This is a genomic window from Streptomyces sp. NPDC093984 (assembly GCF_044764595.1).
Classification (GTDB): Bacteria; Actinomycetota; Actinomycetes; order Streptomycetales; family Streptomycetaceae; genus Streptomyces; species Streptomyces cynarae.
Genome location: NZ_JBIWIM010000006.1, coordinates 384,886 through 408,416 on the forward strand (window position 1 = coordinate 384,886; position 23,531 = coordinate 408,416).

Consider the following 23,531-nt stretch of genomic DNA (forward strand, 5'->3'; position numbering starts at 1 on the left):
CACAACACGTGGGCAGTGCCCGTCTCTTGAGTGGACGTCACTCACAAACCACGGGCCCGGCCGGGCAACGCGTGTGCGTCGGCGGGCCCGTGGGGGCGGTCGGGTGGCTGACGTGGGCTCGGCGCGGCAGGGTGTGCGCGTGGGCGCCCGCGCGGGCGGTCGGACGGCGCACGCAGGGCCGGCCGGGCAGCGCGTGCGCGTCGGCCGGCCCGGCCCCCTGCCGGACGGCTCGCGCGGGCTCGGCGCGGCAGGGCGTGCGCGTCGGCGGCCCGTGCGGGCGGTCGGACGGCTCGCGCGGGCTCGGCCCGGCAACGCGTGCGCGTCGGCGGGCCCGTGGGGGTGGACGGCTCACGTGGGCTCGGCGCGGCAGGGCGTGCTTTGGCGGGTCCGTGGGGGCGGCAGGGCCCACCCCTGTGCTCCGGCAGGCCACCGGGCCCGGGAGGAAGCCTCCCGGGCCCGGCGCCGGTGGGGACTGCCGGTCACCAGGTGACCGGGAACCGCTCCAGCCTCCTGCTGGCCGCGCCGGGCACGAAGCGCAGCTCCTCGTCGGGCACGGCAAGCCGCATCTCCGGGAAGCGGGTGCGCAGCGCCAGCAGCGCCTCCTGGATCTCGATGCGGGCGACGGGGGAGCCCAGGCAGTGGTGCACTCCGAAGCCGAAGGCCATCTGGTGGCTGCCGTTGTCCCGGGCCGTGTCGTGGTCCAGTGGGGCCGGGAAGGCGGCCGGGTCGAAGTTGGCCGCCTGGGTGGCGGCGACGATCACCTCGCCCGCGCGGATGAGGACGCCGCCCACCTCCATGTCCTCCGTCGCCTGCCGGGCCAGCGTGCCGCCGAAGTTGCCTATGGGCAGCCGGCGGACCAGCTCCTCGACCTCGGCGGCCAGCTCCGTGCGCTCCGTGGGCACGCTCAGCAGCCCCTCCGGGCGGGCCAGGATCTCCCGCAGGCACAGGCCGAGTTGAGCGACGGTGGTCTCGAACCCGGCGACCAGCAGAGTGCCGCCCAGCGCGACGATCTCCTGATCGGTCAGGGCGTCGTCCTTGTCCGAGGGGCCCTGCCCGGCGGCGGCGAGGATGCTCAGCAGGTCGTCGCCCGGTTCCTTGCGCTTGGCCGCCACGAGCTCGCCGATGTACGCGAGCAGGGCCTGGTGCGCACCGGCGTCGAAAGGCCGGTCGGGTCCGGTCGGGGCGATCAGCGCGTCCCGCCACGCCTCGAAGCGGTGCCGGTCCCCGAGCGGCACGCCGAGCAGTTCGCAGATGACGCGGACCGGAAGCAGCATGCAGAACCGCTCGTTGATGTCCGCGGGGCGCGGCCCGGCGGCGAGGTCGTCGAGCAGTTCGCCGGCCATCTCGGCGATGCGGGGCCGCAGCGCCTCGCTGCGGCGCGCGGTGAAGCCCCGGCCCACGATCCGGCGCAGCCGGGTGTGGTCCGGCGGGTCGAGGGTGAGGATCGAGGTGCCTACCCGCTCCACGGCGAGGACCTGCGCGCCCTCCGAGCGGGCGGCTGCCTGCCGCGAGGCCCGCGCGTCGGTGAGGACGGCGCGGACCTCCTGGTAGCCGGTGACCAGCCAGGCGGGACGGCCGCTGGGCAGCCGCACCCGGGTCACCGGGTCGCCGGTCGCGAGGCGTGCGTAGGCCAGGGCTCCGTCCGTGCGGGACTCCTCCTCGCCGAAACGCAGTGGGAATTCGGGAAGCAATTCAGCCGTGTCTTCCGAGGTGACGGTTTCGGTCATCGCGGTGAAATTCCTTCGGTGGAGGCCATTCGGATCCGCGGCACCGTACGACCCGTCCGGGTCCCCGGACAATGTACGCAGTCGAACGCCCGGCCGGACTTATTCCGTGTGCAAGTCCGCTGTGCAAGTGAGTACTTCGCACTGCCCCCGAAACGGAATGCACTGTCACAATTCCCGGACGGCAGGTCCGTGCGCACCGGCACGCACGCGCACCGCTGCCGCCTGCCGTTCGCACACCGATGTGGAAAGTGAGTACGCGGATGACTGAACGCGAAACCGCCAAGAGCCCGGAGGACCTGCTGCGGCTCTTCATCGAACGCGGCAACGCCGGGGACGTCGAGGGCCTGCTGGCGCTGTACGAGCCGGACGCCGTGGTGGCCGTCCCGCCGGGCCGTGAGACCACCGGCCACGAGGCGCTGCGCGCGGTCTACACCCAACTGCTGGCGAAGAAGCCCAAGTTCGACGCGGGCACGGTGCTGCCCGTGCTGCGCAGCGGCGACTACGCCCTGACGACGGCGCGCACCGACGACGGTGGCGCCCGTGCCGAGGTGGCCCACCGCCAGCCCGACGGCACCTGGCTGTGGATCATCGACCGGCCGTTCTTCGGCTGACTCGGTCCGCCGGGGGCGGCGGCGACGCGTCCGGCCGCTGCCGCCCGCACCGGACCGCTTCCCAAGGAGTCACATGAACACGAAGCTGCGCGGCAACCCCTGGGCCATGCTGGCGGTGCTGTCCCTCGGCTACTTCATGACCATGCTCGACATGACGATCATCAACGTCGCCGTGCCGAGCATCTCCGGCGATCTGCACGCGTCCCTCGCCGACATCGCCTGGATGATCAACGGCTACGTCATCGCCGTGGCGGCGTTCCTCATCACCGCGGGACGCCTCGGCGACCTCTGGGGGCCGCGCAACCTCTTCCTCGGCGGCGTGGTGCTCTTCACCGTGTCGTCCATGGCGTGCGGCCTGGCCCAGAACACCGAGCAGTTGATCGCCGGCCGGTTCGTGCAGGGCCTGGGCGCGGCGCTGCTGCTGCCGCAGACCATGACGTTCATCATCGCGGTCTTCCCGGCGGAGCGGCGCGGCTCGGCGCTCGGCGTGTGGGGGGCGATCGCGGGCGTGGCGACCGTCGCGGGCCCCACGCTCGGCGGGCTGCTGATCACCGTCGCCGACTGGCGCTGGGTGTTCTACATCAACCTGCCCATCGGCGTGGCCGTCCTGGTGCTCGGCCCGCTGCTGCTGACCGACGTGCGCCCCGGCCGCCGGGCTTCGCTGGACCCAGTCGGCGTGCTGCTGCTCACCGTCGGCCTGGTGCTGCTCACCTACGGCCTCGCCGAGGGCCAGCGCTACGACTGGGGCACGGTCGACGGCTGGATCACCATCCCGGGGGTGCTCGCCGCCGGTGCCGTGGTGCTGCTGCTGTTCCTGCTCGACCAGCGACGCAAGCAGGGCCGCTCCCCGCTGGTCCCGTTCGAGCTGTTCAAGGACCGCAACTACACGCTGATGAACGGCGTGAACGTCCTGGTGTCGCTGTGCACGGTCGGTGTCTTCCTGCCGCTGAACATCTATCTGCAGTCGGTGCTGGGCTACAACGCGCTCAAGACCGGTCTGACGATGGCGCCCATCGCCGTCGTCTCCGTCGCCGTGGCCCCGGTCGCCGGGCGTCTCGTGGACCGGGTCGGCGGCAAGTACATCCTGGTCGCCGGGCTCGTGCTGTTCATCGCCGGCATCGGCTCGGTGGCGTTCATCGCCGAGGTGGACACGCCCTGGTACGCCTTCCTGCCCGGGTTCGCCGTCGCGGGCGCGGGCGTCGGCTGCACCTTCGGGCCGATGCAGACCCTGGCCACGTACGACGTCCCGCACCGGCTCGCCGGGGCCGCGTCCGGAGTCCTCAACAGCAACCGCCAGTTCGGCTCCGTGCTCGGCGGTCTGGTCGCGGTCGCCGTGCTGCAGAACCGGCTGCTGGCGGACGTGACCCCGCGAGCCGCCGACGCGGCCCGCGCGTTGCCCGCTCCGCTGCGCGGGCGGTTCGTGGACGAGATGACCGGGGCAGCGGCCGGTGCCGCGGCCGGAGGTGGCCGGTCCGCTCCCGCGCTGGCCCGCGACGCCTCACCCGAACTGGCCCGGAGGATCACCGACCTGGCGTCCACCGTGCTGTCCCACTCCCTCGTGGCGGCCCTCGTGCCCGCCCTGCTCGTGGTCTGCGGGGCCATGGCGCTCGGGGTGCTGCTCGCGGCGGCGGCCCGGCAGCCCGCCCCCGCCGCAGCGGCGGACCAGAGGGAGGCCACGGCACCGGCGGCCGTACCGGCCCTGCCGCCGACGGACTGAACGAGGGCCTCCGCCCGGACCGCCGTCCCCGGCACCCCGGGCGGAGGCCTCCACCCACCGACCGTCAGCTCTCCCGCTCCGCCCGCCCGCCAGGTACGGCGGGCGGGCGAGGAGTTCCGGCGCGTGGGGCCGGGAGGCGGGGCCGTCAAGCCGCCGCCTTCACCGGCTCGGAGGACGGCGCGGCGGGCGCCGCGGCCGGGGTGCGGCGGCGGCCCGGCAGCAGCAGGACCGAGCCGGCACCGAGCACGGCGGGCACGGCGAAGGCGTAGAAGTTCACCGCCGCACCGACGTCCGCGGCGACCAGCAGCCCGCCGACGGCCGGCCCGGCCACCGCCCCGAACCGCCCGATCCCGAGCGCCCAGCCCAGCGCGGTCGCCCGGATCTGCGGCGGGTAGTGCAGCGCCACATAGGCGTTGACCAGGATCTGGGTGCCGATCGTGCCGCACCCGGCGACCGCGACGAGCAGATACAGCGCGGGCGCGTACGTCGCCCGGCTGAGCAGGGCGATGGACACCGCGGCGGCGCCGAAGGAGAGCGCGGTGACCGGCTTCATGCCGATGCGGTCGCCGAGCGGAGCGAGCAGAGTTGAGCCGGCCACCGCGCCCGCGTTCATCGCGACCAGGAACAGCAGCGACCCCGACAGCGGGTATCCCGCCCCCTTCATGATCTCGGGCAGCCAGGTGTTCAGTCCGTACACGAGGAGCAGTCCGAAGAAGCTCGTCAGCGCGAACAGCAGGGTCGCCCGCAGGTGGCGGGGCGAGAACAGGGCGAGTGTCACCGCCCGCGCGGAGGCCCGGCCCGCGGCCGGCGCGGTGGGCGCGGCCCGGCCGGCGGTGAAGCGCCGTGCCCCCTCCTCCGCTTCGGCCGGACGGCCCTCGGCCCGCAGGAACGCCGCCGACTCCGGCAGGTACCGCCACAGCAGCGGCACCACCAGTACCAGCGGCAGCACCCCGATCCAGAACATGACGCGGAAGCCGTAGCGCGGCAGCAGCGGCATCGCCAGCACCGCGGCGAGGATCCCGCCGACCGAATAACCGGAGAACATCAGCGCGTTGTTGAGGCTGCGCCGGTGCGGCGCCGAGCACTCCACGGTCAGGGCGATCGCCGTGGGCATGACCCCGCCCAGGCCCAGGCCGCCGAGCGCCCGGAACAGCCCGAACCAGCCGGGTGAGGGGGCGAGCGCACAGGCCGCCATGGCGAGGGAGAACCACGCCACGCTGATCAGGACGGTGCGGCGGCGCCCCAGGACGTCCGCGACCGCGCCCGCGCACAGGGCGCCGACCAGCATCCCGAACAACCCGTAGCTGCCGATCGCGCCCGCCTCGGTGGGCGTCAGGTGCCACGGCTCGTAGTGGAGCAGCTCCGGCACCACCGCGCCGTACACGATCAGGTCGTAGCCCTCGCACACGATCGCCGCGAAGCAGAGCCCCACGACCAGCAGTTCGCCGCGCCGCGCGCGGGGGAAGAGAGCCGTCGTCATGGCGCTCACACCCCCGCCGCGGCCGTGAGCGGGGCGAGCTCGCGTGCCATGGTGCGCACGTCGCCCGCGATGCACCGGGCTATCCCGGGCAGCCCGGCCGACACGGGCAGCCGGCGGGACCAGGAACGCGCCTTCGCCGGACCGTCATGGGTCATCCGGAAGTGCAGCTGGAAGGAGTCCTCGGATTCCCGCAGATGTACGTGGAAATGTGTGTCGGGGATGTCGAGCGTCACCTCGTCCCCGATGCAGGAGAAACGGACGAGCTGTTCCACGTCGGCGTCCAGCAGGTGCCGGGCGAGCCGGGCAGCCGTTCCGTCGACACGGAATTTCCGTACTCGGGTGGCCATGATGTCCTCACCTCTCCCTGTTCCTGGAGTTCCCGGAGTTCCCGGAGTTCCCGGAGTTCCCGGAGTTCCAGTTCTCGGAGACGAGCCGGGCCCAGGCCTTCACGGTGGGCTCGGCGGCCAGGTCCTGGTACTTCACCCGGATCCCGGCGCGGCGCCAGCGCGAGCCGAGCCGCATGACCTGGAGCGAGGTCAGCCCGAGGTCGACCAGACGGGCGTCGCCGGGGACCTCCTGCGGGGCGGTGCCGAGCAGCTCGGCGACCGCCGCCCGCACCTCGTCCTCGGCTGCGGTGGTGCTGTTCATGGGAGTTCCTCCCTCTCGGTGGTGGGACGGCGGGCCGGTGGTCAGCCGGCGGGCAGCAGGCTCGCGGCCTCGGGCGCGTCCTCGCCCCGGGCGATCGCGGACAGCCGCTTCTTGTCGACCTTGCCGAGCCCGGTCAGCGGCAGGCTGCCGAGGTACTCGACCCGGTCCGGGAGCTTGTACTCGGCAAGGCCCCTGGCCCGCAGCGCCTCCTTGAGCTCGACCAGGGACGGCGGAGTGCCCTGGGGCACGACGAAGGCGCAGGTCTTCTCGCCCAGGTAGGTGTCGGGTACGGACACCAGCGCGGCCCGCGCCACCGCCGGCAGGGTCAGCAGATGCCGCTCGACCTCGTCGGCCGGGACCTTGTCGCCGCCGCGGATGATGACGTCCTTGATGCGGCCCTCGATCACCAGGTTGCCGTCCTCGGTGAGCCGGGCCAGGTCACCGCTGCGGTAGAAGCCGTCCTCGGTGAAGGCGCGCGCGTTGTGCTCCGGCGCCCGGTAGTAGCCGCGCAGCGTGTACGGCCCGCGGGCCAGCAGCTCACCGGTCTCGCCGACCGGCACCTCGCGGTCGTCCTCGCCCACGATGCGGATCTCGTCGGCGGGTGAGATCGCGCGGCCCTGCGTGGTCAGGACCGTCTCCTGCGGATCGCCCTCGCGGGTGAAGGTGAGCAGGCCCTCCGCCATGCCGAACACCTGCTGCAGGCGGCAGCCGAACGCCGGCTCGACCCGCGCGGCGACCTCCGGGTGCAGCTTGGCGCTGCCGATCTGCAGGGTGCGCAGCGAGGAGATGTCGTTGTCCAGCCACTCGGCCTCGTCGAGCCACATCTGCACGACGCTGGGCACGACGGAGGTGATCGTCACCCCCTCCTGCTCGATGAGCGCGAAGCACACGTCGGGCGTGGGCTCCTCGGCGAACACCACCGTGCCGCCCTGCTGAAGGGCTCCGATCACGCCCGGGCAGCCCCAGGTGAAGTTGAACTCGACCGGCAGCACCGCGAGGTACACGTCCCGCTCGCCCAGGCCGGACGCCTGGGAGGCGGCCCGCGCCTGGTACGCGTACTCCTCGTGGATGCGCGGGATCAGCTTCGGCAGGCCCGTGGTGCCGCCGGACAGCAGGAAGAACGCCACGTCCGACGGGTCCGGCCCGGGCAGCTCCTCCGGCTCGGCGTCCACCTCGGCGAGCGGCACCGCGCCGACGCCGGCGGTGTCCTCGCCGTACACGAACAGGTGCCGCAACGCGGGCAGTTCGTCGCGGACCCGGCGGGCGAGCCCCAGGTGGTCGAAACCGTTCAGCTCGGCCGGGAAGACATAGCCGACCGCCTGCGAGAGCTCGCACAGGTGGCGGACCTCGGCCGCGCGGTGCGCGGGCAGGCAGAACACCGGTTTTGCGTCGAGGCGGAACAGTGCGAAGCAGACCACGACGAACTCCGGCGTGTTGGGCAGCTGCACCACCACGCGGTCCCCGGCCCTGATGCCGCGGGCCCGGAAGCCCGCGGCCATGCGCCGGGAGCGGCGGTCGAGTTCGTCGTACGTCAGCCGGGTGCCCGGCCCGACGAGGGCGGTCCTGCCACCGCCCCGGCGGACGGACTCGTCCAGCAGATCCAGCAGCGTCTCACCGCGCCAGTAGCCCTCGGTGCGGTAGCGCTCGGCGACGTCCTGCGGCCAGGGCGTGCATCCGTCGAGCATGGTCGTCTCCTTCAACTCGTACTCGATGTGGGTCGGTCGGCGGCGATCACCCGGACGCGGCGTCCGTTCCACCGGTGAACGGCGCGGTGATCTCGACCACGGCGCAGCCGCACTCCATGCCCGGAGTCGCCCCGACCAGCAGGACCCGGTCCCCGGGCCCCACCTGGCCGGTGGTCCACAGGTACTCGAGGCCGATCGCCAGGTCGTTGACGCTGGCGTGGCCGGTACGGCGGCCCATCTCCCAGGTGCTGCGGGAGATGTCGATGCCGAGCGGTTCGAGGAACATCGCCTCCAGGGCGTCCCGGGTGAAGGACACGGTGACCACGCGGGCGATGTCCTCGATGCCGGTCCCGGCCTCCGCGAGCGTGCGCTGCACGGCCTCCTCGCACAGCTCCTGCCAGCTGCCGCCCGGCGGGGTGTGCCCCTCGGCCCACTTGCGCCGCCAGTAGTCGGAACGGGACTGGAAGTCCATCAGCCGTTCCTGCGGCTGCTGCGGCGGCAGTTGGACACGGCCGTCGCGGTGGCGCCACTCCATGTGCGGATCCGACAGCGAGCCGACCGCCAGCAGCCGCGCGAAGCCGGAGCGGCGGGAGACCACCAGGGCGGAGCCCGCGTCGCCGAGGACGAACAGGTCCATCGCGCGCCAGCGGTCCACCAGCGGAGTGGAGAAGGTGTCCGCGCCGGTCAGCAGCACCGCGTCCTTGCCCGGGGCGGCGGCCAGCTGCGCGGCGGCCATGCCGAGCGCGGACAGCATGCCCAGACAGCCCTGGCGCACCTCGACCGCGCTGATCGGCGTGGCGAGGGTGTGCAGCAGCACGTAGTGCTGCGCGGACCAGCCCTCCTGGCCCTGGCTGAAGGTGCCGGTGTGCAGCAGGGACGCGAAGTCCTCGGGGCGGTGGCCGGAGCGGCGCAGCGCGGTGCGCGCGGCGCGCACCGCCATCTCGGGGGCGGGCAGTTCGCTCTCCACCGTCACCGACTCGATGCCGGACGCCTCCCGGGCGTCGGCGTCCCACCAGCCGGCCTTCACGGCCTGCTCGGTGGGGACGGCCGGGGGCAGATAGGTGCCCACGCCGGCCAGGTACATGTCGTCGACCTTCACCTCACGGTCCTCCTTCCGCGCACGCTCGGCAGGCGGCTACTGGTCGGCGGAGCCGGGCTTGCCGCCGATGCCCCAGCGCCTGCGGGGCACTCCCTGCACGGCGATCCAGGTCTGTTCGGCGGCGCCGGGTCCGAAGACGTCGGCGACGGCCTCGGTGAGGCGGGCGATGAGCGCGGCCTCGGTCTGCTCGTCGAGGCGGTCCTCGTAGAGCTTCACGTCGATGAAGGGCATGGTGGGCTCCTCGGGAAGAAGGGGAGGTGGGAAGGGGTCAGCCGCGCGCCGCGCCGACCGGCTGGGCGGCGGCCGCCGGGGCCGGCGCCTCTGTCAGGGCCTCGTCCAGTGCGTTCACCAGGTGGTCGACCTGTGCGTCGGACAACCCCGGGTGGCAGGGCAGGTTGACGTGCTCGTGGAACCACAGGTGCTCGGCGACCGGGCACTCGCCGGCACCGTGGCCGCGCTGCTGCCACTCCGGCAGCAGGTGCAGCGGGAAGTAGCGCAACTGCACCTCCACGCCACGGGCGTTGAGGCCGTGCACCAGGCGCTCCCGGGCGCCCTCCGGGCCGTCCAGGAAGCAGGTGTACAGGTGCTGGGCGTGCTGGATGCCCGGCCTCGGCCGCTGCACGCGGGTGTACGGGTGGGCGGCGACGACCTCGTCGAGGCGCGCGGCGATCGCGCGGCGCCGGGCCACCAGGGTGTCGAGCCGGTCCATCTGCACGAGACCCACGGCGGCCGCGGCCTCCGACAGGGTCGCGTTCGTGCCCGGCCTGCGGAACTCGGAGACCACCCGCTCGTAGGCGCCGGAGGTGAACTTCATCCAGGGCAGCAGCTCCGGGGCCGGGCCGGTCGGCTCCGGCACCGCCGTCAGGACCCCGTCGATCTCGTTGGACCGCAGCCGGTCGATCCGCTCCGCCCAGTCGTCCCGGTCGAAGGTCAGCATGCCGCCCTCGCCCAGGGTGCTGATGTTCTTGGCGGAGTGGAAGCTGAAGCAGCCGATGTCGCCGAGCGAACCGGGGCGCCGTCCGTCGTACCGGGCGCCGAGGGCGTGCGCGCAGTCCTCGATCACGGTGATGCCGCGCTCGCGGGCGATCGCCATGATCTCGTCCATCTCGGCCGGCCAGCCGCCGTAGTGCACCAGCAGGATCGCCCGCGTCCGCTCGTTGACCAGGGACTTCAGAACGACCGGGTCCATGTTCAGGGACTCGGGCTGTACGTCGCAGAAGCGCACCCGGGCCGGCGAACCGAGCAGCGGCTGGGCGGTCGCCTGGAACGTCTGCGGGGTGACGACGACCTCGTCGCCCGGCTGAAGGTCCAGCAGATGGATGGCCAGTTCCAGGGCAACCGTGCCGCTGGTGACCGACAGGGCGTGACGGGCCCCCACATGGCGGGCGAAGCGCTCCTCGAAGCGTTCCCGCCAGGCGCCCATCGTCAGCGCGTCGTCAGAGGCGACGACGTCCTCGAGAGCCGCGACCTCGGCCGCGCCGAGTATGGTTCCGCGTTTCGCGTACGGCACGGAATAACTTCCCCGCATGGTCATCCCCTTCTTGCCAGCTCGACTTGCTCGCCGATCGCGTACTGCATTCGAAGCTTAGGGATGCGGGGGAGTGGGGGAAGGAATCCGGGCCTTTGCTGACTCCAGGCTGACGTCCTGACATCAGCGACCGTTCCTTCCTTGACAGTTGATGACGTGTCGGGGGCAATGTGGGGTGCGTGGCAAGGCGAGTCCAAGAACGAGGACGCATACACGACCACAGGGAGTCGTCATGGAATTCGGTGTGAACTTCTTTCCGGTCATCGACCCGGCCGAGAAAACGGCGACGGCCTACTACGAGGAGACGCTGCGGCTCATCGAACTGGCCGAGTCCCTCGGTTTCACCCAGGCGCAGACCGTCGAACACTACTTCTCTGGCTACGGCGGTTACTGCCCCGACCCGATCACGCTGCTCACGGCGGCCGCCGCCCGCACCACGCGGATCCGGCTGGCCACCGGGGCGTGCGTGCCGGCCTTCACCCACCCGGTGAAGCTGGCCGGCAAGCTGGCCATGCTCGACCACCTCTCGCACGGCCGGCTCGACGTCGGCTTCGGACGCGCCTTCCTGCCCACGGAGTTCGAGGCGTTCGGCGTGTCCATGGACGAGAGCCGGGCCCGGTTCGCCGAGGGTGTCGAGGCGATCCGCAGGCTGTGGACGGAGGAGAACCTGGTCTGGGAGGGCAGCTTCCACCGGTTCGGCCCGGTCACCATGCTGCCCCGGCCGTACCAGGACCCGCACCCGCCGATCTACATCGCCTCGGCGTCCAGCGCCGAGTCCTGCGCGGCGGCCGGCACCGCCGGGCACCACCTGCAGGTCGTGCCGTCGGTCACCTCCGCCGAGCAGCTGGCCGCGATGCTGGTCCACTACCGCCGGGCCTGGGACGCGGCGGGGCACGACCCGAAGGCCCGCCGCATCCAGATCAAATTCACCTGCTATGTGGACGCCGACCGGGAAACGGCGTACCAGCAGGGCGAATTCTACGAGCGCAACTACGTGAACCACATGGCGAAGGCCGTCGCCCCGCTCGCCGAGAAGGGATCGGCGGACTATCCCGGGTACGAGAAGTTCCTGGAGAAGGCGCGGAATTACGACTTCCGCGCCGCGCTCGGGGCGAACAAGGTGCTGGCGGGAAATCCGTCCGACGTGCTCGCCCAGATCGAGACGGTGCGCGAGCAGTTCGGCACGGATCTCTCCTTCAGCCTTCAGTTCAACCCGGGCGCCATGGAATACGGCCGGGCGGCCGCCGCGATGGAATTGTTCGCGGCCGAGGTGATGCCGGCGTTCCAGGACGATGCGCCGAAGGACGGCACGGGCGCCGAGATCCGCTGCCGCACCGCACTCGCGGTGCCGGCCTGACCGGTCGCCGGACGCCGGAAGCCGGCCGCCGGAAGCCGGAAGCCGGCTGGCGAGGAACGCGGTGAGCGGCTCCCTCCATTGGGGCCCCAGGGCGGCACGGGCGGGCGCTGGGGCCCCTTCGGGGAGGCCCCCGGGCGGCGCCGGTGCCGGTGCCGCGGTGAGGGCTTGCTCCGGGTGGTGCCGGTGGTGCGGTGGTGCGGGTGGTCAGGTCGGCTGCCGCGCCGCGCCCGGGGCGTCGGTCTGGACGGGCGCCGGGAGCCGGCTGCCGAGAAGCGCGGTGAGGTGCTCCACCTGGGCCTGCAACTCCTTCTGCTGCGAGGCGAGCAGCGCGACCCGCTCGCGCAGCCGGATCAGCTCCCGCCGCTCCGCGGCCCGCTCCGGTTCCGGCCCGTTGCTGAGCCACACACCCCGACTTCCGGGCCCCGCCGTCGCCAGCTCCCGCGGGGGCCGTGGCACGGCTCGCGGTCGACCGGGGCCGGGAGCGGCGAGTCCGCCTCCGCCTCCGAGCCCGCGCCCGGTGCCGCTGCTCGTGGCGGCCAGGGGGCCGACGTGACCGGGGGAGCGGCCCGCGGTGCCCGACCCGGTGGTGCCGGACCCCGGGACGGCACCGAGAGCACGGTCGATGCCGTGGCCGGTGCGCCGAGCACGGCTGTCCGTGCCGCCGGGGTCCCTCGGGACACGAGCGGTGGTTCCGGTGGTGGAGGAGCGCCCGTTCTCGCCGTCGCCGTCGCCGTCGCCGTCGCCGTCGCCGCCGACGGCGACGGAGCGGGCGCCGATGCCACCGTGAGCGGCTCCGGCCGGTCCATGTGCGCCCGGGACGCCTGGTCGCCGACCGGCCGGGACCGGGCCGCGTGCGGGCGCTTCCGGGCTGCCGACGGCCTCGACCGGCCGGCGCCCCTCGGCATCGGGCGCCGGCTGCCGCCGGTCCGACCCAGCGCCCGTGGGCTGGGACGGGCGGCCGTTCGAGTGAGGCTGGTGCGCCGAGGGGTCGGGCCGACGTCCGTTCGCGCTGGGTCGGGAGGTGGTGGCATCGGGCCGGTGGCCGTTCGGGCTCGGTCGGGAGGTGGTGGCATCGGGCCGGTGGCCGTTCGGGCTCGGTCGGGACCCCGTGGGATCGGGGCGACGACCGCTGGGGCCCGGTCGGGGGGCCGTGGGACGTGGCCGACGTCCGTTGGGGTCCGGGTGGAGGGCCGTGGGGTCGGGCTGCCGACCGGGCAGGTCCGGCCGCGCCGCGGTGGGATCGGGCCGATGACCGCCGGGGCCCGGCCAAGGGGATTCCGCTTCCGCCTGACGACCGTGCCGACCCGGCGAAGAGCTCCCCGGAGCGGGGTCATCATCCCGTCGGCCCGGTGCCTGGACTTGCGAACCGGATCCGAGGCCGGTGCCATAGCGGGCCGGCCCGGGCCTCCCCGGTGCCAACGCGGAGCCGCCCGGGACGGTCCCGGGAACCCGCCGCCCCAGCCCGGGCTCCTGCGAACCGAATCCGAAGTCGCCAGTGGCGGTTTCGGATTCCCGTACGTCCGGTGCACGTTCCTCCCGGCTGTAACCGAGGTCGGCGCCCAGGAGCGGCTCGGGCTTCGGTGCCCCTGGCCCGGGCTCCCGCACGCCGTACCCGAAGCCACCGGCAGCGGTGTCGGGCTGCCGCAGGCCCGCTACGGGCTCCTCCGGCCCGGAAGCGAGGCCGCCCGGGAGCGTCACGGCCTCGCCGGGAGCGGGCTCGTCGGCGGGGAGGTCGTAGCCGCCGACGCGGCGCATCGCCAGGGCCAGTTGCTCCTGGAAGCGGGAGCGGCCCGGGTGCGCCAGGGCGACCGCGTCGATCTCCTCAACCAGCTCCGCGTGGCGCCCGGCGCGCAGCCCGCAGTCGAAGTACAGCTCCAGCACGTCCAGCCGCTCCGCCTCCAGCCGCCGGGCGACCCCTGAGCACAGCGGTCCGCGCGCACTGCCGTACAGGGCGGGCCCCCGCCACAGTGCCAGCGCGTCGCGCAACTGCCGCCAGGCGGCCCGCGGATCGCGTGCCACCAGGGCTCGGCCGCGCTCCACGGCGTTGCGGAAGCGGGTGCGGTCCAGTTCCTCGGGGCGGACCTGGAGCAGATATCCGGCGCCCCGGGCCACCAGGCGCGGGGTGTTGGCCCGCTCCGGCTCGACCGAGATCAGCGCCTGCCGCAGCCGCGACACGTGCGCCTGCAGCGCGTTGCCCGCCTTGCCGGGCGGGCAGTCGCCCCACAGCTCGCGGATCAGCCGCTCCGCTGGGACGACAACGCCCGGCCGGGTCAGCAGCGCACCGAGCAGGGTGCGCTGCTTCGGGCTGGTGAGCGCCACGCCCGGTGCGCGTGGTCCGGCGGCCACCTCCGGGGCGCCCAAGATCCGGAATTCCATGCGGTCCCTCTTTCGATCCGTCCGGTCCGCGACCGCTCCGCCGTCGCGGGCCGTTCCCCGTGTTCGACGCGCGGGTGTCTCCCGCCGGGCCGATCGGACCATGCGCCCCGCCCGGGCAGCGTGAGTGAGCGGTACTCAACTGAGCGGTCGTCAGGCGGTACTCACCCCCGGCCCTCCCGGCCGGAGACCCGGATGAGTGGTGGCTACTCAGGCCCGGCGCCCGCGCCGGGTGGTGTGGTGGACGCCGTCGGCCGGCCGGACCGTGGCCGGCCCGAAGGAGGAGGGGACATGGCCGGGTGGGACGCGGAAGTGGCCGTCGTGGGCCTGGGAGCCTGGGGCGCCTCGGCCCTGTGGCAACTGACGGCGCGCGGCGTCGAAGCCGTGGGACTCGACCGTCACGAGCCGGGCCACCCGTTCGGCTCCTCGCACGGCGGCTCCCGGATGTTCCGCGTCACCTGCCTGGAACACCCCCACCTGGTCCCCCTGGCCCGCCGCTCCCTGGAGCTGTGGCACCAGCTGGAGCAGGCCCACGGGCAGCAGCTGTTCGTTCCCGCGGGCGGTCTGCTGATCGGCCCCGAGGACGGTCTCATCGCCGGCGGCACCCTGCGCGCGGCCCGCGTCCACGGCATCGAGGTGGAGACCCTGACCCCGGCCCGGCTGCGCGAGCGCTACCCCCGGCAGGCCGCGCTGCCCGCCGACCACATCGGCGTGTGGGAGCCGTCCGCCGGCATCCTGCGCCCGGAGGAGTCGGTGCGGGCCGCCGTCGGCCTGGCCCGGGCCGCCGGGGCCCGGGTCCACACCGGCACCCGTGTCGACGCGATCGAACTGGTGCCCGGCGGCGCGCTGGTGCGCACGGCCCAGACCGAACTGCGGGTCCGCCAGGTCGTCGTCGCGGCCGGCGCGTGGCTCGGCTCCCTGGTGCCCGGCCTGCCCGTGGAGACGTACCGGATGCCGATCACCTGGTTCCGCCCCCGGCCGGGCCACGAGGACGGCTTCGGCCTCGCCGACCTGCCCGTCTTCATGCGGGAGATCGAGGGCGGCCGGGTGCTGTGGGGCAACGGCGCCGAGAACGGGCACGACGTGAAACTCGGCCTGGAGGAGCACGGCCGGGTGCCCACCCCGCTGGACCCGCTGACCGACGACCGCGCCGTCCTCCCCGAGGACTGGACGGAACTCGGCTCCCTGCTCCCCCAGAAGCTGCCCGGCCTCGCGGACGTGCCGTCGAAGGTCGCGGTCTGCATGTACGCGAAGACCCCCGACGGCCAGTTCGTCATCGGACGCCCCGGCGGGGACAGCAGGCTCGTGGTCGCCGGCGGGTGCAACGCCCACGGGTTCAAGCACGCCACGGGCATCGGCGAGCTCCTCGCCGACCTGGTGCAGCACAAGCTCGCGGCGATCGACGCCGGCTTCCTCTCTCCGGACCGTTTCTGACGGCCCCGGACCGCTTGCGACGGAAGGTGAATCATGACTGTTGAGGCACTCGCGCGGCCCTCCCTCATCGGCAACCAGGAGTTCCGCGACGCGATGGCGCTGCTCGCCGCCCCCGTCACGATCGTCACCACCGTGGACGCGGTGGGACGGCGGCGCGGGTTCACGGCCAGCGCCGTCTCCTCGGTGTCCATGGACCCGCCGCTGCTGTCGGTGGGCCTGGCCCGCACCTCCAGCTGCCACGACGACCTGCTGGCCGCACCCGAGTTCGTGGTCAACGTGCTCGCCGGGCACCAGCAGGACGTCGCCCGCGGCTTCGCCCGGCAGGGCCAGGACCGGTTCGCCCACGGGACCTTCGCCGAGTGGCCGGGCACCGGACTGCCGTACCTGCCGGACGCCCTGATGACGCTGCACTGCCGGCTCACCCAGGTGGTGGAGGCCGGCGACCACGTCCTCGTCCTGGGCGCGATCTGCGGCACCCGGGCCAGCGCCCCGGGCAAGGCCCTCGTCTGGTACGACCGCGCCTTCCACACCCCCGGCTGACCGGTCCCGCCGCGCCCGCCCACCCACCGTGAGACGATCAAGGAGACGTCGTGCCCACCGCAGTCAACCCCCTGCTGGAGCTCCCCTTCGACAGCCGCCCCGACCCGGACGAGTTCGTCCAGGCGGCGATGGAATGGCACTTCAGCCCCGAGACCGGCTCCCCCTACTGGCTTCAGCGGGCCAAGGCCCTGGACTTCGACCCGCGCAGGGACATCAAGAGCCACGCCGACCTGCACCTGTTCCCGAACGTCGTGAACGAGATGCGCAAGGTCCCCGTGCACGAGCTGATCCCCAAGGGCTACGGCCCCCGCCCGGACATCGTCGGCATCTACGAGAGCGGCGGCACCACCGGCGCGCCCAAGCGCGTGGTGTGCCCCCGCGACTGGCTGGACCGGCTGGTCGAGTGGAGCAACGCCAACCTGGACGAGCACGGCTTCCCGCGCGGAGTGGACTGGCTGGGCCTGACTCCCTCCGGGCCGCACATCGTCGGTGAGATCTTCCGCCGGTCCGCGGCCACCCACGGCCGGTACGGCTTCCAGGTCGACCTCGACCCGCGATGGGTGAAGAAGCTCATTGCCGAGGGCCGCAAGGACCAGGCCGACGCATACGCCGAACACGTCATCGACCAGGCGGCGTTCGTGCTGCGCACCCAGGACATCGGGGTGCTCACCATCACCCCCGCCCTGCTGGAGCGCCTGGTGCGCCGCGACGACCTGGTGAAGCTCGTCAACGACAAGGTGCGGGCGATCCGCTGGGGAGGCACCCAGCTCGACCCCGACACCCTGCACCTGTACCGCACCGAGATCTTCCCGGACACCGTCCTGTACGGGCACTACGGCAGCACGATGATCCTCGGCATCGCGGGCCAGCGGGCCGGGGACACCGGCGACGCCTGCGTCTTCGACACCTTCTCGCCCTACGTCACCTTCTCCGTCGTCGACCCGGCCACCCGCCGCCCCGTGGCGTACGGGGAGCGCGGCCAGGTGGTCATGAACCACGTCTCCAAGGCGCTGTTCCTGCCCAACAACCTGGAGCGCGACCTCGCCACCCGCGTCGAGGCGCTGCCCGGCCGGGTCGGCGACGCGGCCGCCGACATCGCCCCGGTCGCCACCTTCGAGAACGAGACCGTCATCGAGGGGGTCTACTGATGACGACCGCACCCGCCCGGACGACGGCACCCGCGCCCGCGACCGCCCCGGCAGCGGCGCCCGCGACGGCCCCGGCAGCGGCGCCCGGCGCGCCGGCGCCGGACGGCGGACCGATCCAGCTGGACGTCCTCGGGCCTTCGGGACCGTACCGCTCCCGCACCCGCGCCCCGGTCGCCGACGTCTCCGGACAGCCGGTGGCCGAGCTCTCCCTCGCCCCGGCCGTCTACGTCGACCGGGCCATGGCCGCGCTGCGCCGCGCACGCCCGCTGCCCGCGGACGAGCGGATCGCCGCGATCGTGCGCGCCGGACGCATCTTCGCCACCGAGACCATCGGCGGCCTCACCGTCGACGGCTACGAGCACGCGGTCAGCCGGGTCTCCGGCGTCCCCCTGACCGTGGTACGCGCCGCCACCCGCACCGCACTGCACCGCACCGCCCAGCTCCACCGCGGCCTCCAGCACGCCCGCCCGCACGGCGCGGTCGGGGACTGGCGCGACCCGCTGACCCGCTCCGGGCGCGCCGTGTGGACCCGCAGGGGCGAGGTGTTCGCCGTGCACGCCGCCGGCAACCACCCCGGCACACACACCCTGTGGCCCGAGGCCCTCGCCCTCGGCTACCGCGTCGCCGTACGCCCCTCACGCCGTGAGCCGTTCACCCCGCACCGCCTGGTGAGCGCGCTGCGCATGGCCGGGTTCGGCGAGGACCAGGTGGTGCTGCTGCCCACCGACCACGCCGCCGCCGAGGCGCTGCTGAGCGGCGCCGACCTCGCGTACGGCAGCGACGAGGTCATCCGCCAGTACGCCGACGACCCGGCCGTACTGCCGCTGACCCCCGGCCGGTCCAAAATCCTGCTGACCGCGGACACCGACTGGCGCGCCCACCTGGACACCGTGGTCGACTCCATCGCCCACCACGGCGGCACCGGCTGCGTCAACGCGACGGCCGTCCTGGTCGAGGGCGACCCGACCCCGGTCGCCGAGGCGATCGCCGAGCGGCTCGCGGCGCTGCCCGCCCTGCCGCCCGAGGACGAGAGGGCGGTCCTGCCGGTGCAGTCCGCGGTCGCCGCGCGCGCCCTGGAGAAGTACGTACGGGACCGCGCCGGGGACGCCCGCTGCCACCTCGGCGGCGACGGCTTCGTCGAGGAACTCGGCGACGGCAGCGCGGTGCTCCGCCCCGTCGTCCACCAGCTCGACAGCGCCGACGACGACCGCGCCGGCACCGAACTGCCCTTCCCCTGCGTGTGGGTGGCCCCCTGGTCGCGCGCGCAGGGCGTGGCCCCGCTGCGCGACACCCTGATCCTCGGCGCGTACACGCAGGACACCGAACTGATCGACGCGTTCCTCGACGAGCCGAGCATCGCGAACGTGTACATCGGCGACCATCCCACGTACTGGACCGACACCGGAATTCCGCACGACGGCTATCTCGCGCATTTCCTGATGCGGACCAAAGGCGTCATTCGCGGATGATCCCGCCGATGCCCAAGCGGCGATGCCCGTCCCGGCATGGGGACGGGCATCGCCGTATTTCACCGGCCACGGACGGGCATCGAATTGTCCGTGGACCGGAATCGGTGACGAGCGTGATCACCAGACGACGGGAAGGGACACCAGACGCCGGTTGATCGCGGCCTCGTGGAAACGCAGTTCCTCGGCCGGCACGGCGAGCCGCATTCCGGGGAACCGGTCACGCAACGCCTTGAGGGACTCCTGGAGTTCGATCCGGGCCACCGGCGCGCCGAGGCAGCGGTGCACCCCGTAGCCGAACGCCAGGTGGTGGGCGACGGTGTCGCGCACCGGGTCGTGGCGACGCGGGTCGGCGAAGGCCTCCGGGTCGAAGTTGGCGGCCTGCACGGCGGCGATCACGATGTCGCCGGCCTTGATGGACACTCCGCCCAGCTCGACGTCCTCGGTCGCCTTGCGGGCCAGCGTGCCGCCGTAGTCGCCGATCGGCAGCCGCCGGATCAGCTCCTCGACCTCGGCCGCCAGCGCCTCGTCGTCCTGCGGCAGGCCGCGCGGCCCGTTCGGTCCGGTCAGCACCTCCCGCAGCACCAGGCCGAGTTGCGCCACGGTGTTCTCGAAGCCGGCGACCAGCAGGGTGCCGCCCAGCGCGGCGATCTCCCGGTCGGTCAGGACGTCCTCCTCCTCGCCGTCCTCGCCCGCCCGGGCCAGCACGCTCAGCAGGTCGTCCTGCGGCCGCTCGCGCCGCTCGGCCACCAACTCGTCGATGTACTCGAGGAGTTCGGTGTGCGCCGAGGTGTCCGGCGCGCCGGTCCCGGTGATCGGCGCGTCGAGGCCGTCGCGCCATTTCTCGATCCGGTACCGGTCGGCCGGCGGCACCCCGAGGATCTCGCCGATGACCCGCACCGGCAGCACCTTGCAGAAGCCCTCGCACAGGTCCACGGGGTCGGGGTGCTGCTGCGCCAGGTCGTCGAGGAGCTCACCCACCAACTCGGTGATGCGGGGCCGCAGAGCGGCGATCCGCGCCTCGGTGAAGCCGCGTGCGGCCACGCGCCGCAGCCGGGTGTGGGCGGGCGGGTCCAGGTTGAGTATCGACGTGCCGACCGCCTCCACGGCCAGCAGGTGCCCGCCCGGGTCGCGGACCGCCTCGTTCCGGGAGAACCGCGGATCGGTGAGCGCCGTACGCACCTCCCGATAGCCCACGATCAGCCATGCGGGGCGGCCGCTGGGCAGCCGTACCTCGGTGACCGGGGCCCCGGCCGCCAGCCTCGCGTACTCCTCGGCCGCGTCCGTGCGCCGTTCGACGCTGCGGAGCGGGAACTCCGGCAACTGCCTGCCGGTCATGGTCTGCGCGGTCATGAGTTTCCTCCCCTGGAAGACAGCGCCCGGAACAGTACGGGCCTATTTCAACCATCGGCAACGATCCGCAGTTGCCCACCGGATCGCTCCTCCTGAGAAGGAGTCAATCCCGCGGTCGTGCATGAGGGCGGCGCCCCTTGGGCGTTCTATAGACCGCTCATGAGACCGGGAATGGAATTCCTGGAGAGGGCCGCCGGACGATGCTTTCGGTGACGGATCGCGTTCAACCGAGGATGTGCGTCAGTCGCACGGCGGCGCGGCCCTCGGAGCCACGGCCGTCCCCCGTCATCCGGCGCAAGACATCCGCGCGACACAGGGGAGAAGACCGGTGATTTCCCATCCCCCGGCCACGGACACCGAACGTGTCCTCGCCGGCATCTGGTGCGAGGTCCTCGAACTGCCCGAGGTGGGGGCCGAGGACAACTTCTTCGACCTCGGCGGGCACTCCGTCCTGCTGCACATGGTGCAGGACCGCATCACCGCCCGCCTCGGCGCGGCCCCGCCGCTCGTGGACCTGTTCCAGTACCCCACGGTGCGCGGGCTCGCCGCACACCTGGACGGGGACGGCGGCGCCGGGGAGCCGCTCGGCCGCACGGCACGACGCCCCGGGGGCGGCCGCTCCCGGCTCGCGGCGCGCCGCGCCCGCACCGGACTCGGAGGGCCCGGCCGTGGCGAGTGACCGCATCGACGGCGCCGGGGCGGACGCCGGGCAGGACGACGGCCTGGTCGCCGTCGTCGGCCTGGCCTGCCGGTACCCGGGAGCCGAGAACGCCGACGAGTTCTGGCACAACCTCGTGCGGGGGCGGGAGACCGTCACCCGATTCCCGCGCCGTCCCGCGCCCCGCGGTGGTACCGAGTACACGCCCGCGCGCGGCCTGCTGAAGGACCCCGAGTGGTTCGACGCGGACTACTTCGGCTTCTCGCCGCGCGAGGCGCGCCTGCTCAACCCGCAGCACCGGGTGTTCCTGGAGTGCGCGGTCGAGGCGCTGGAGGACGCGGGCCAGGACCCGGACCGGCAGTCCGGGCGCGTCGGCGTGTACGCGGGCAGCACCGACACCGGGTACGCGCAGCTGCTCAAGGAGCGCCGGGACGAACTGCCCTCCGTGACCGACATGGAGATCCTGGTCGCCAACGCCCCCGACTACCTGGCCTCCCGCGTCGCCTACAAGCTGGGCCTGCGCGGCCCCGCCGTCGTGGTGCAGGCCGCCTGCGCGACCTCCCTGGTCGCCGTGCACACCGCCGTGCAGGCGCTGCTGTCCGGCGACTGCGACCTGGCACTCGCCGGAGGCGTCGCGGTGCGCGTGCCGGCCAAGGAGAGCCCGTACATCGAGGGCGGGATCATCTCCGCGGACGGCGTCTGCCGCACCTTCGACGCCGCCGCGGGCGGCACGGTGGGCGGGGACGGCGTCGGCATCGTCGTCCTCAAGCGGCTCGCCGACGCGCGGGCCGACGGCGACCGGATCCGTGCCGTGCTACGCGGCTCCGCGGTCAACAACGACGGTTCCGACCGGGTCGGCTTCACCGCGCCCAGCGTGTCAGGACAGGCCGCCGTGATCCGCGAGGCCCAGCTCGTCGCGGGCGTCGACGCGGACACCGTCACCTACGTCGAGGCGCACGGCACGGCCACCCCGCTCGGCGACCCCATCGAGATCACCGCCCTGACCCGGGCGTTCCGCGAGGACACCGACCGCACCGGGTTCTGCGGCATCGGCGCGGTGAAGACCAACATCGGGCACACCGACGCGGCCGCCGGGGCCGCCGGACTCATCAAGACCGTGCTCGCCCTGGAGCACGGCGTCCTGCCGCCGAGCCTCAACTACACCGCGCCCAACCCCGGGATCGACTTCGCCTCGAGCCCCTTCGAGGTGGTCACCGAGGTCCGCGAGTGGCGCCCGGACGGCGGCGTCCCGCGCCGCGCCGGGGTGAGCTCCTTCGGCATCGGCGGCACCAACGCGCACGTGGTCCTGGAGCAGGCACCGGAACCGGCGCGCACCGGCGCCGAACCGGACGCGGCGGAGCCGGGACCCCAGCTGCTCGTCCTGTCGGCCCGCACCGAAACGGCTCTCGACACGCTGACCGGCCGACTCGCAGCCCACCTGCGCGACCGCCCCGGACTCGCGCTGCCCGACGTGGCCTGGACCCTGCAGACCGGTCGCCGCGAACTGCCCGTGCGCCGCTGCGCGGTCGTCGACGGCCCAGCGGACGCCGTACGCGTCCTCGACGGCCTGGACCGCGGCCGCCTCGCCGACTCCGCGGCCGCCGCCCCCGCCGGCCCCGTCACCCTGTTCTTCCCCGGCACCGCGACCCTCGCCGCCACCCGCGACCTGCGCGCGGACCCCCTGTACCGGCGCACCGTCGAGGAGTGCCTGGCCCTGGCCGACCCGGAGGCGGAGGTCCCGGAGGCCCTCGACGTCTTCGCCACCGAGCTGGCCCTGGGCCGGCTGTGGCAGTCCTGGGGCGTCCGTGCCGCGGCGGTCGCGGGAGACGGCACCGGCACGCTCGTCGCCGAGACCGTGGCGGGGGTGTACACAGTCGAGGACGCGGTGCGCCTCATCCTGACCGGAGCCGGAGCCGGAGCCGGAGCCGGAGCCGATCCCGCGGCCCAGGCCGACGGCCACAGCGGCGTCACCCGCCGCGACCCGAGCATCCCGGTCCGCACGGCGGGTGCCCCCGCCCGCGCGGAAGACATCCGCGTCCGCGCGGCAGGCGCCGACGCGCCGGCCGAGGACCGCGGCACCACGGTCCCGCCGGTCCTGCCGGTCCTGCCCGAGGAGGCCGGTGCACTCGGCGCCCGCGCCGCCCTGCTGACCGCCCTCGGCCGGCTCTGGCTCGGCGGTCTGTCCGTCGACTGGAGCGCCGTGCACGGGGCCGGGCGGCGCCGCAAGGTCGCACTGCCGACGTACCCCTTCGAGCGCCGGCGCTACATCGTGGAGCCCGCGGGCCCCGCCTCCCCGGACGCCGCGCCCAAGGCATCCCCGGCCCCCGAAGCCCCGACCGCCGCCGTGCCGCTGGCCTCTGGTGCTTCGGACACGTTGACCGCGGTGTCGGGGTTGTTCGCCCGGACGTTGGGGCTGGAGTCGGTGGCTCCGGATGCGGGGTTCTTCGATCTGGGTGGGGATTCGCTGGTCGCGACGCAGTTGGTGGCGTTGGCGCGTGAGTCGTTCGGGGTGGAGCTGGAGTCGTCGGTGCTGTACGACGCGCAGACCCCGGCCGAGTTCGCGGCCCTGGTCGAAGCAGCCGTCGCCACGTCCCCCGCCGCCGCGCCGCAGACCTCTGGTGCTTCGGACACGTTGACCGCGGTGTCGGGGTTGTTCGCCCGGACGTTGGGGCTGGAGTCGGTGGCTCCGGATGCGGGGTTCTTCGAT

General features: G+C 73.6%; 19 protein-coding genes. 9 read left to right on the forward strand and 10 right to left on the reverse strand.

The window, feature by feature from the left end; genetic code table 11:
- Positions 1–479: 479 nt before the first annotated feature.
- Complete coding sequence (locus tag ACIRC0_RS23675; protein WP_403618764.1) at positions 480–1,727, reverse strand: cytochrome P450; 1,248 nt, start codon at positions 1,725–1,727, stop codon at positions 480–482.
- Between the two features lie 260 nt (positions 1,728–1,987).
- On the opposite strand from ACIRC0_RS23675, the gene ACIRC0_RS23680 reads away from it, so the two are divergent.
- Both ACIRC0_RS23680 and ACIRC0_RS23685 read left to right on the forward strand, forming a co-directional pair.
- Positions 1,988–2,338 (forward strand): nuclear transport factor 2 family protein, encoded by a 351-nt coding sequence (locus ACIRC0_RS23680; protein ID WP_263229980.1) that lies wholly within the window; start codon positions 1,988–1,990, stop codon positions 2,336–2,338.
- A 73-nt stretch (positions 2,339–2,411) separates the two neighbouring features.
- A complete protein-coding gene (locus ACIRC0_RS23685) occupies positions 2,412–4,055 on the forward strand; it encodes a DHA2 family efflux MFS transporter permease subunit (RefSeq protein ID WP_403618767.1) in 1,644 nt (547 codons plus the stop codon).
- 145 nt (positions 4,056–4,200) lie between these two features.
- Here the strand turns inward: ACIRC0_RS23685 and ACIRC0_RS23690 are convergent, their stop codons facing one another.
- The 7 genes from ACIRC0_RS23690 to ACIRC0_RS23720 are packed head-to-tail and all read right to left on the reverse strand — an operon-like array spanning position 4,201 to position 10,495.
- A complete protein-coding gene (locus tag ACIRC0_RS23690) occupies positions 4,201–5,535 on the reverse strand; it encodes an MFS transporter (protein ID WP_403618770.1) in 1,335 nt (444 codons plus the stop codon).
- Between the two features lie 5 nt (positions 5,536–5,540).
- Positions 5,541–5,882 (reverse strand): hypothetical protein, encoded by a 342-nt coding sequence (locus ACIRC0_RS23695; protein ID WP_403618772.1) that lies wholly within the window; start codon positions 5,880–5,882, stop codon positions 5,541–5,543.
- A gap of 7 nt (positions 5,883–5,889) precedes the next feature.
- Positions 5,890–6,183: a phosphopantetheine-binding protein gene (locus ACIRC0_RS23700; protein WP_403618775.1), complete on the reverse strand. Its 294-nt coding sequence runs from the start codon at positions 6,181–6,183 to the stop codon at positions 5,890–5,892.
- 41 nt (positions 6,184–6,224) lie between these two features.
- Complete coding sequence (locus tag ACIRC0_RS23705; protein ID WP_403618778.1) at positions 6,225–7,868, reverse strand: (2,3-dihydroxybenzoyl)adenylate synthase; 1,644 nt, start codon at positions 7,866–7,868, stop codon at positions 6,225–6,227.
- A gap of 46 nt (positions 7,869–7,914) precedes the next feature.
- On the reverse strand, positions 7,915–8,967 hold the full coding sequence (locus ACIRC0_RS23710) for a ketoacyl-ACP synthase III family protein (RefSeq protein WP_403618781.1): 1,053 nt from the start codon (positions 8,965–8,967) through the stop codon (positions 7,915–7,917).
- Between the two features lie 36 nt (positions 8,968–9,003).
- Positions 9,004–9,198 carry a 4-oxalocrotonate tautomerase family protein gene (locus tag ACIRC0_RS23715; protein WP_403618784.1) on the reverse strand — a complete coding sequence of 65 codons (195 nt, stop codon included), beginning with the start codon at positions 9,196–9,198 and terminating at the stop codon, positions 9,004–9,006.
- A 37-nt stretch (positions 9,199–9,235) separates the two neighbouring features.
- Positions 9,236–10,495 carry a DegT/DnrJ/EryC1/StrS family aminotransferase gene (locus ACIRC0_RS23720; RefSeq protein ID WP_403618786.1) on the reverse strand — a complete coding sequence of 420 codons (1,260 nt, stop codon included), beginning with the start codon at positions 10,493–10,495 and terminating at the stop codon, positions 9,236–9,238.
- Between the two features lie 232 nt (positions 10,496–10,727).
- On the opposite strand from ACIRC0_RS23720, the gene ACIRC0_RS23725 reads away from it, so the two are divergent.
- Positions 10,728–11,852 (forward strand): LLM class flavin-dependent oxidoreductase, encoded by a 1,125-nt coding sequence (locus ACIRC0_RS23725; protein WP_403618789.1) that lies wholly within the window; start codon positions 10,728–10,730, stop codon positions 11,850–11,852.
- A 204-nt stretch (positions 11,853–12,056) separates the two neighbouring features.
- On the opposite strand, the gene ACIRC0_RS23730 is transcribed toward ACIRC0_RS23725, so the two are convergent.
- Positions 12,057–14,228, reverse strand: coding sequence for a BTAD domain-containing putative transcriptional regulator (locus ACIRC0_RS23730; RefSeq protein WP_403618792.1), 2,172 nt, complete (start codon positions 14,226–14,228; stop codon positions 12,057–12,059).
- A gap of 288 nt (positions 14,229–14,516) precedes the next feature.
- Between ACIRC0_RS23730 and solA the strand changes: the two genes are divergently transcribed.
- The 4 genes from solA to ACIRC0_RS23750 are packed head-to-tail and all read left to right on the forward strand — an operon-like array spanning position 14,517 to position 18,816.
- Positions 14,517–15,659 carry an N-methyl-L-tryptophan oxidase gene (gene solA, locus ACIRC0_RS23735; RefSeq protein ID WP_403618795.1) on the forward strand — a complete coding sequence of 381 codons (1,143 nt, stop codon included), beginning with the start codon at positions 14,517–14,519 and terminating at the stop codon, positions 15,657–15,659.
- A gap of 33 nt (positions 15,660–15,692) precedes the next feature.
- Entirely contained in the window at positions 15,693–16,199 is a 507-nt protein-coding gene (locus ACIRC0_RS23740; RefSeq protein ID WP_403618798.1) for a flavin reductase family protein, read from the forward strand.
- Positions 16,200–16,249: 50 nt separating this feature from the next.
- Positions 16,250–17,347, forward strand: coding sequence for a phenazine antibiotic biosynthesis protein (locus tag ACIRC0_RS23745; protein ID WP_403618801.1), 1,098 nt, complete (start codon positions 16,250–16,252; stop codon positions 17,345–17,347).
- Positions 17,347–18,816 (forward strand): aldehyde dehydrogenase family protein, encoded by a 1,470-nt coding sequence (locus ACIRC0_RS23750; RefSeq protein WP_403618804.1) that lies wholly within the window; start codon positions 17,347–17,349, stop codon positions 18,814–18,816. Before ACIRC0_RS23745 ends, ACIRC0_RS23750 begins: the two co-directional genes overlap by 1 nt.
- A 117-nt stretch (positions 18,817–18,933) precedes the next feature.
- Here ACIRC0_RS23750 and ACIRC0_RS23755 read toward each other — a convergent pair whose 3' ends face one another.
- Positions 18,934–20,166: a cytochrome P450 gene (locus ACIRC0_RS23755; RefSeq protein ID WP_403618807.1), complete on the reverse strand. Its 1,233-nt coding sequence runs from the start codon at positions 20,164–20,166 to the stop codon at positions 18,934–18,936.
- A gap of 328 nt (positions 20,167–20,494) precedes the next feature.
- Here ACIRC0_RS23755 and ACIRC0_RS23760 point away from each other — a divergent pair, with 328 nt between their 5' ends.
- Complete coding sequence (locus ACIRC0_RS23760; protein ID WP_200417448.1) at positions 20,495–20,845, forward strand: phosphopantetheine-binding protein; 351 nt, start codon at positions 20,495–20,497, stop codon at positions 20,843–20,845.
- On the forward strand, positions 20,835–23,531 hold a 2,697-nt coding region (locus tag ACIRC0_RS23765; protein WP_403618810.1), incomplete at its 3' end, for a type I polyketide synthase. The genes ACIRC0_RS23760 and ACIRC0_RS23765, both read left to right, overlap by 11 nt.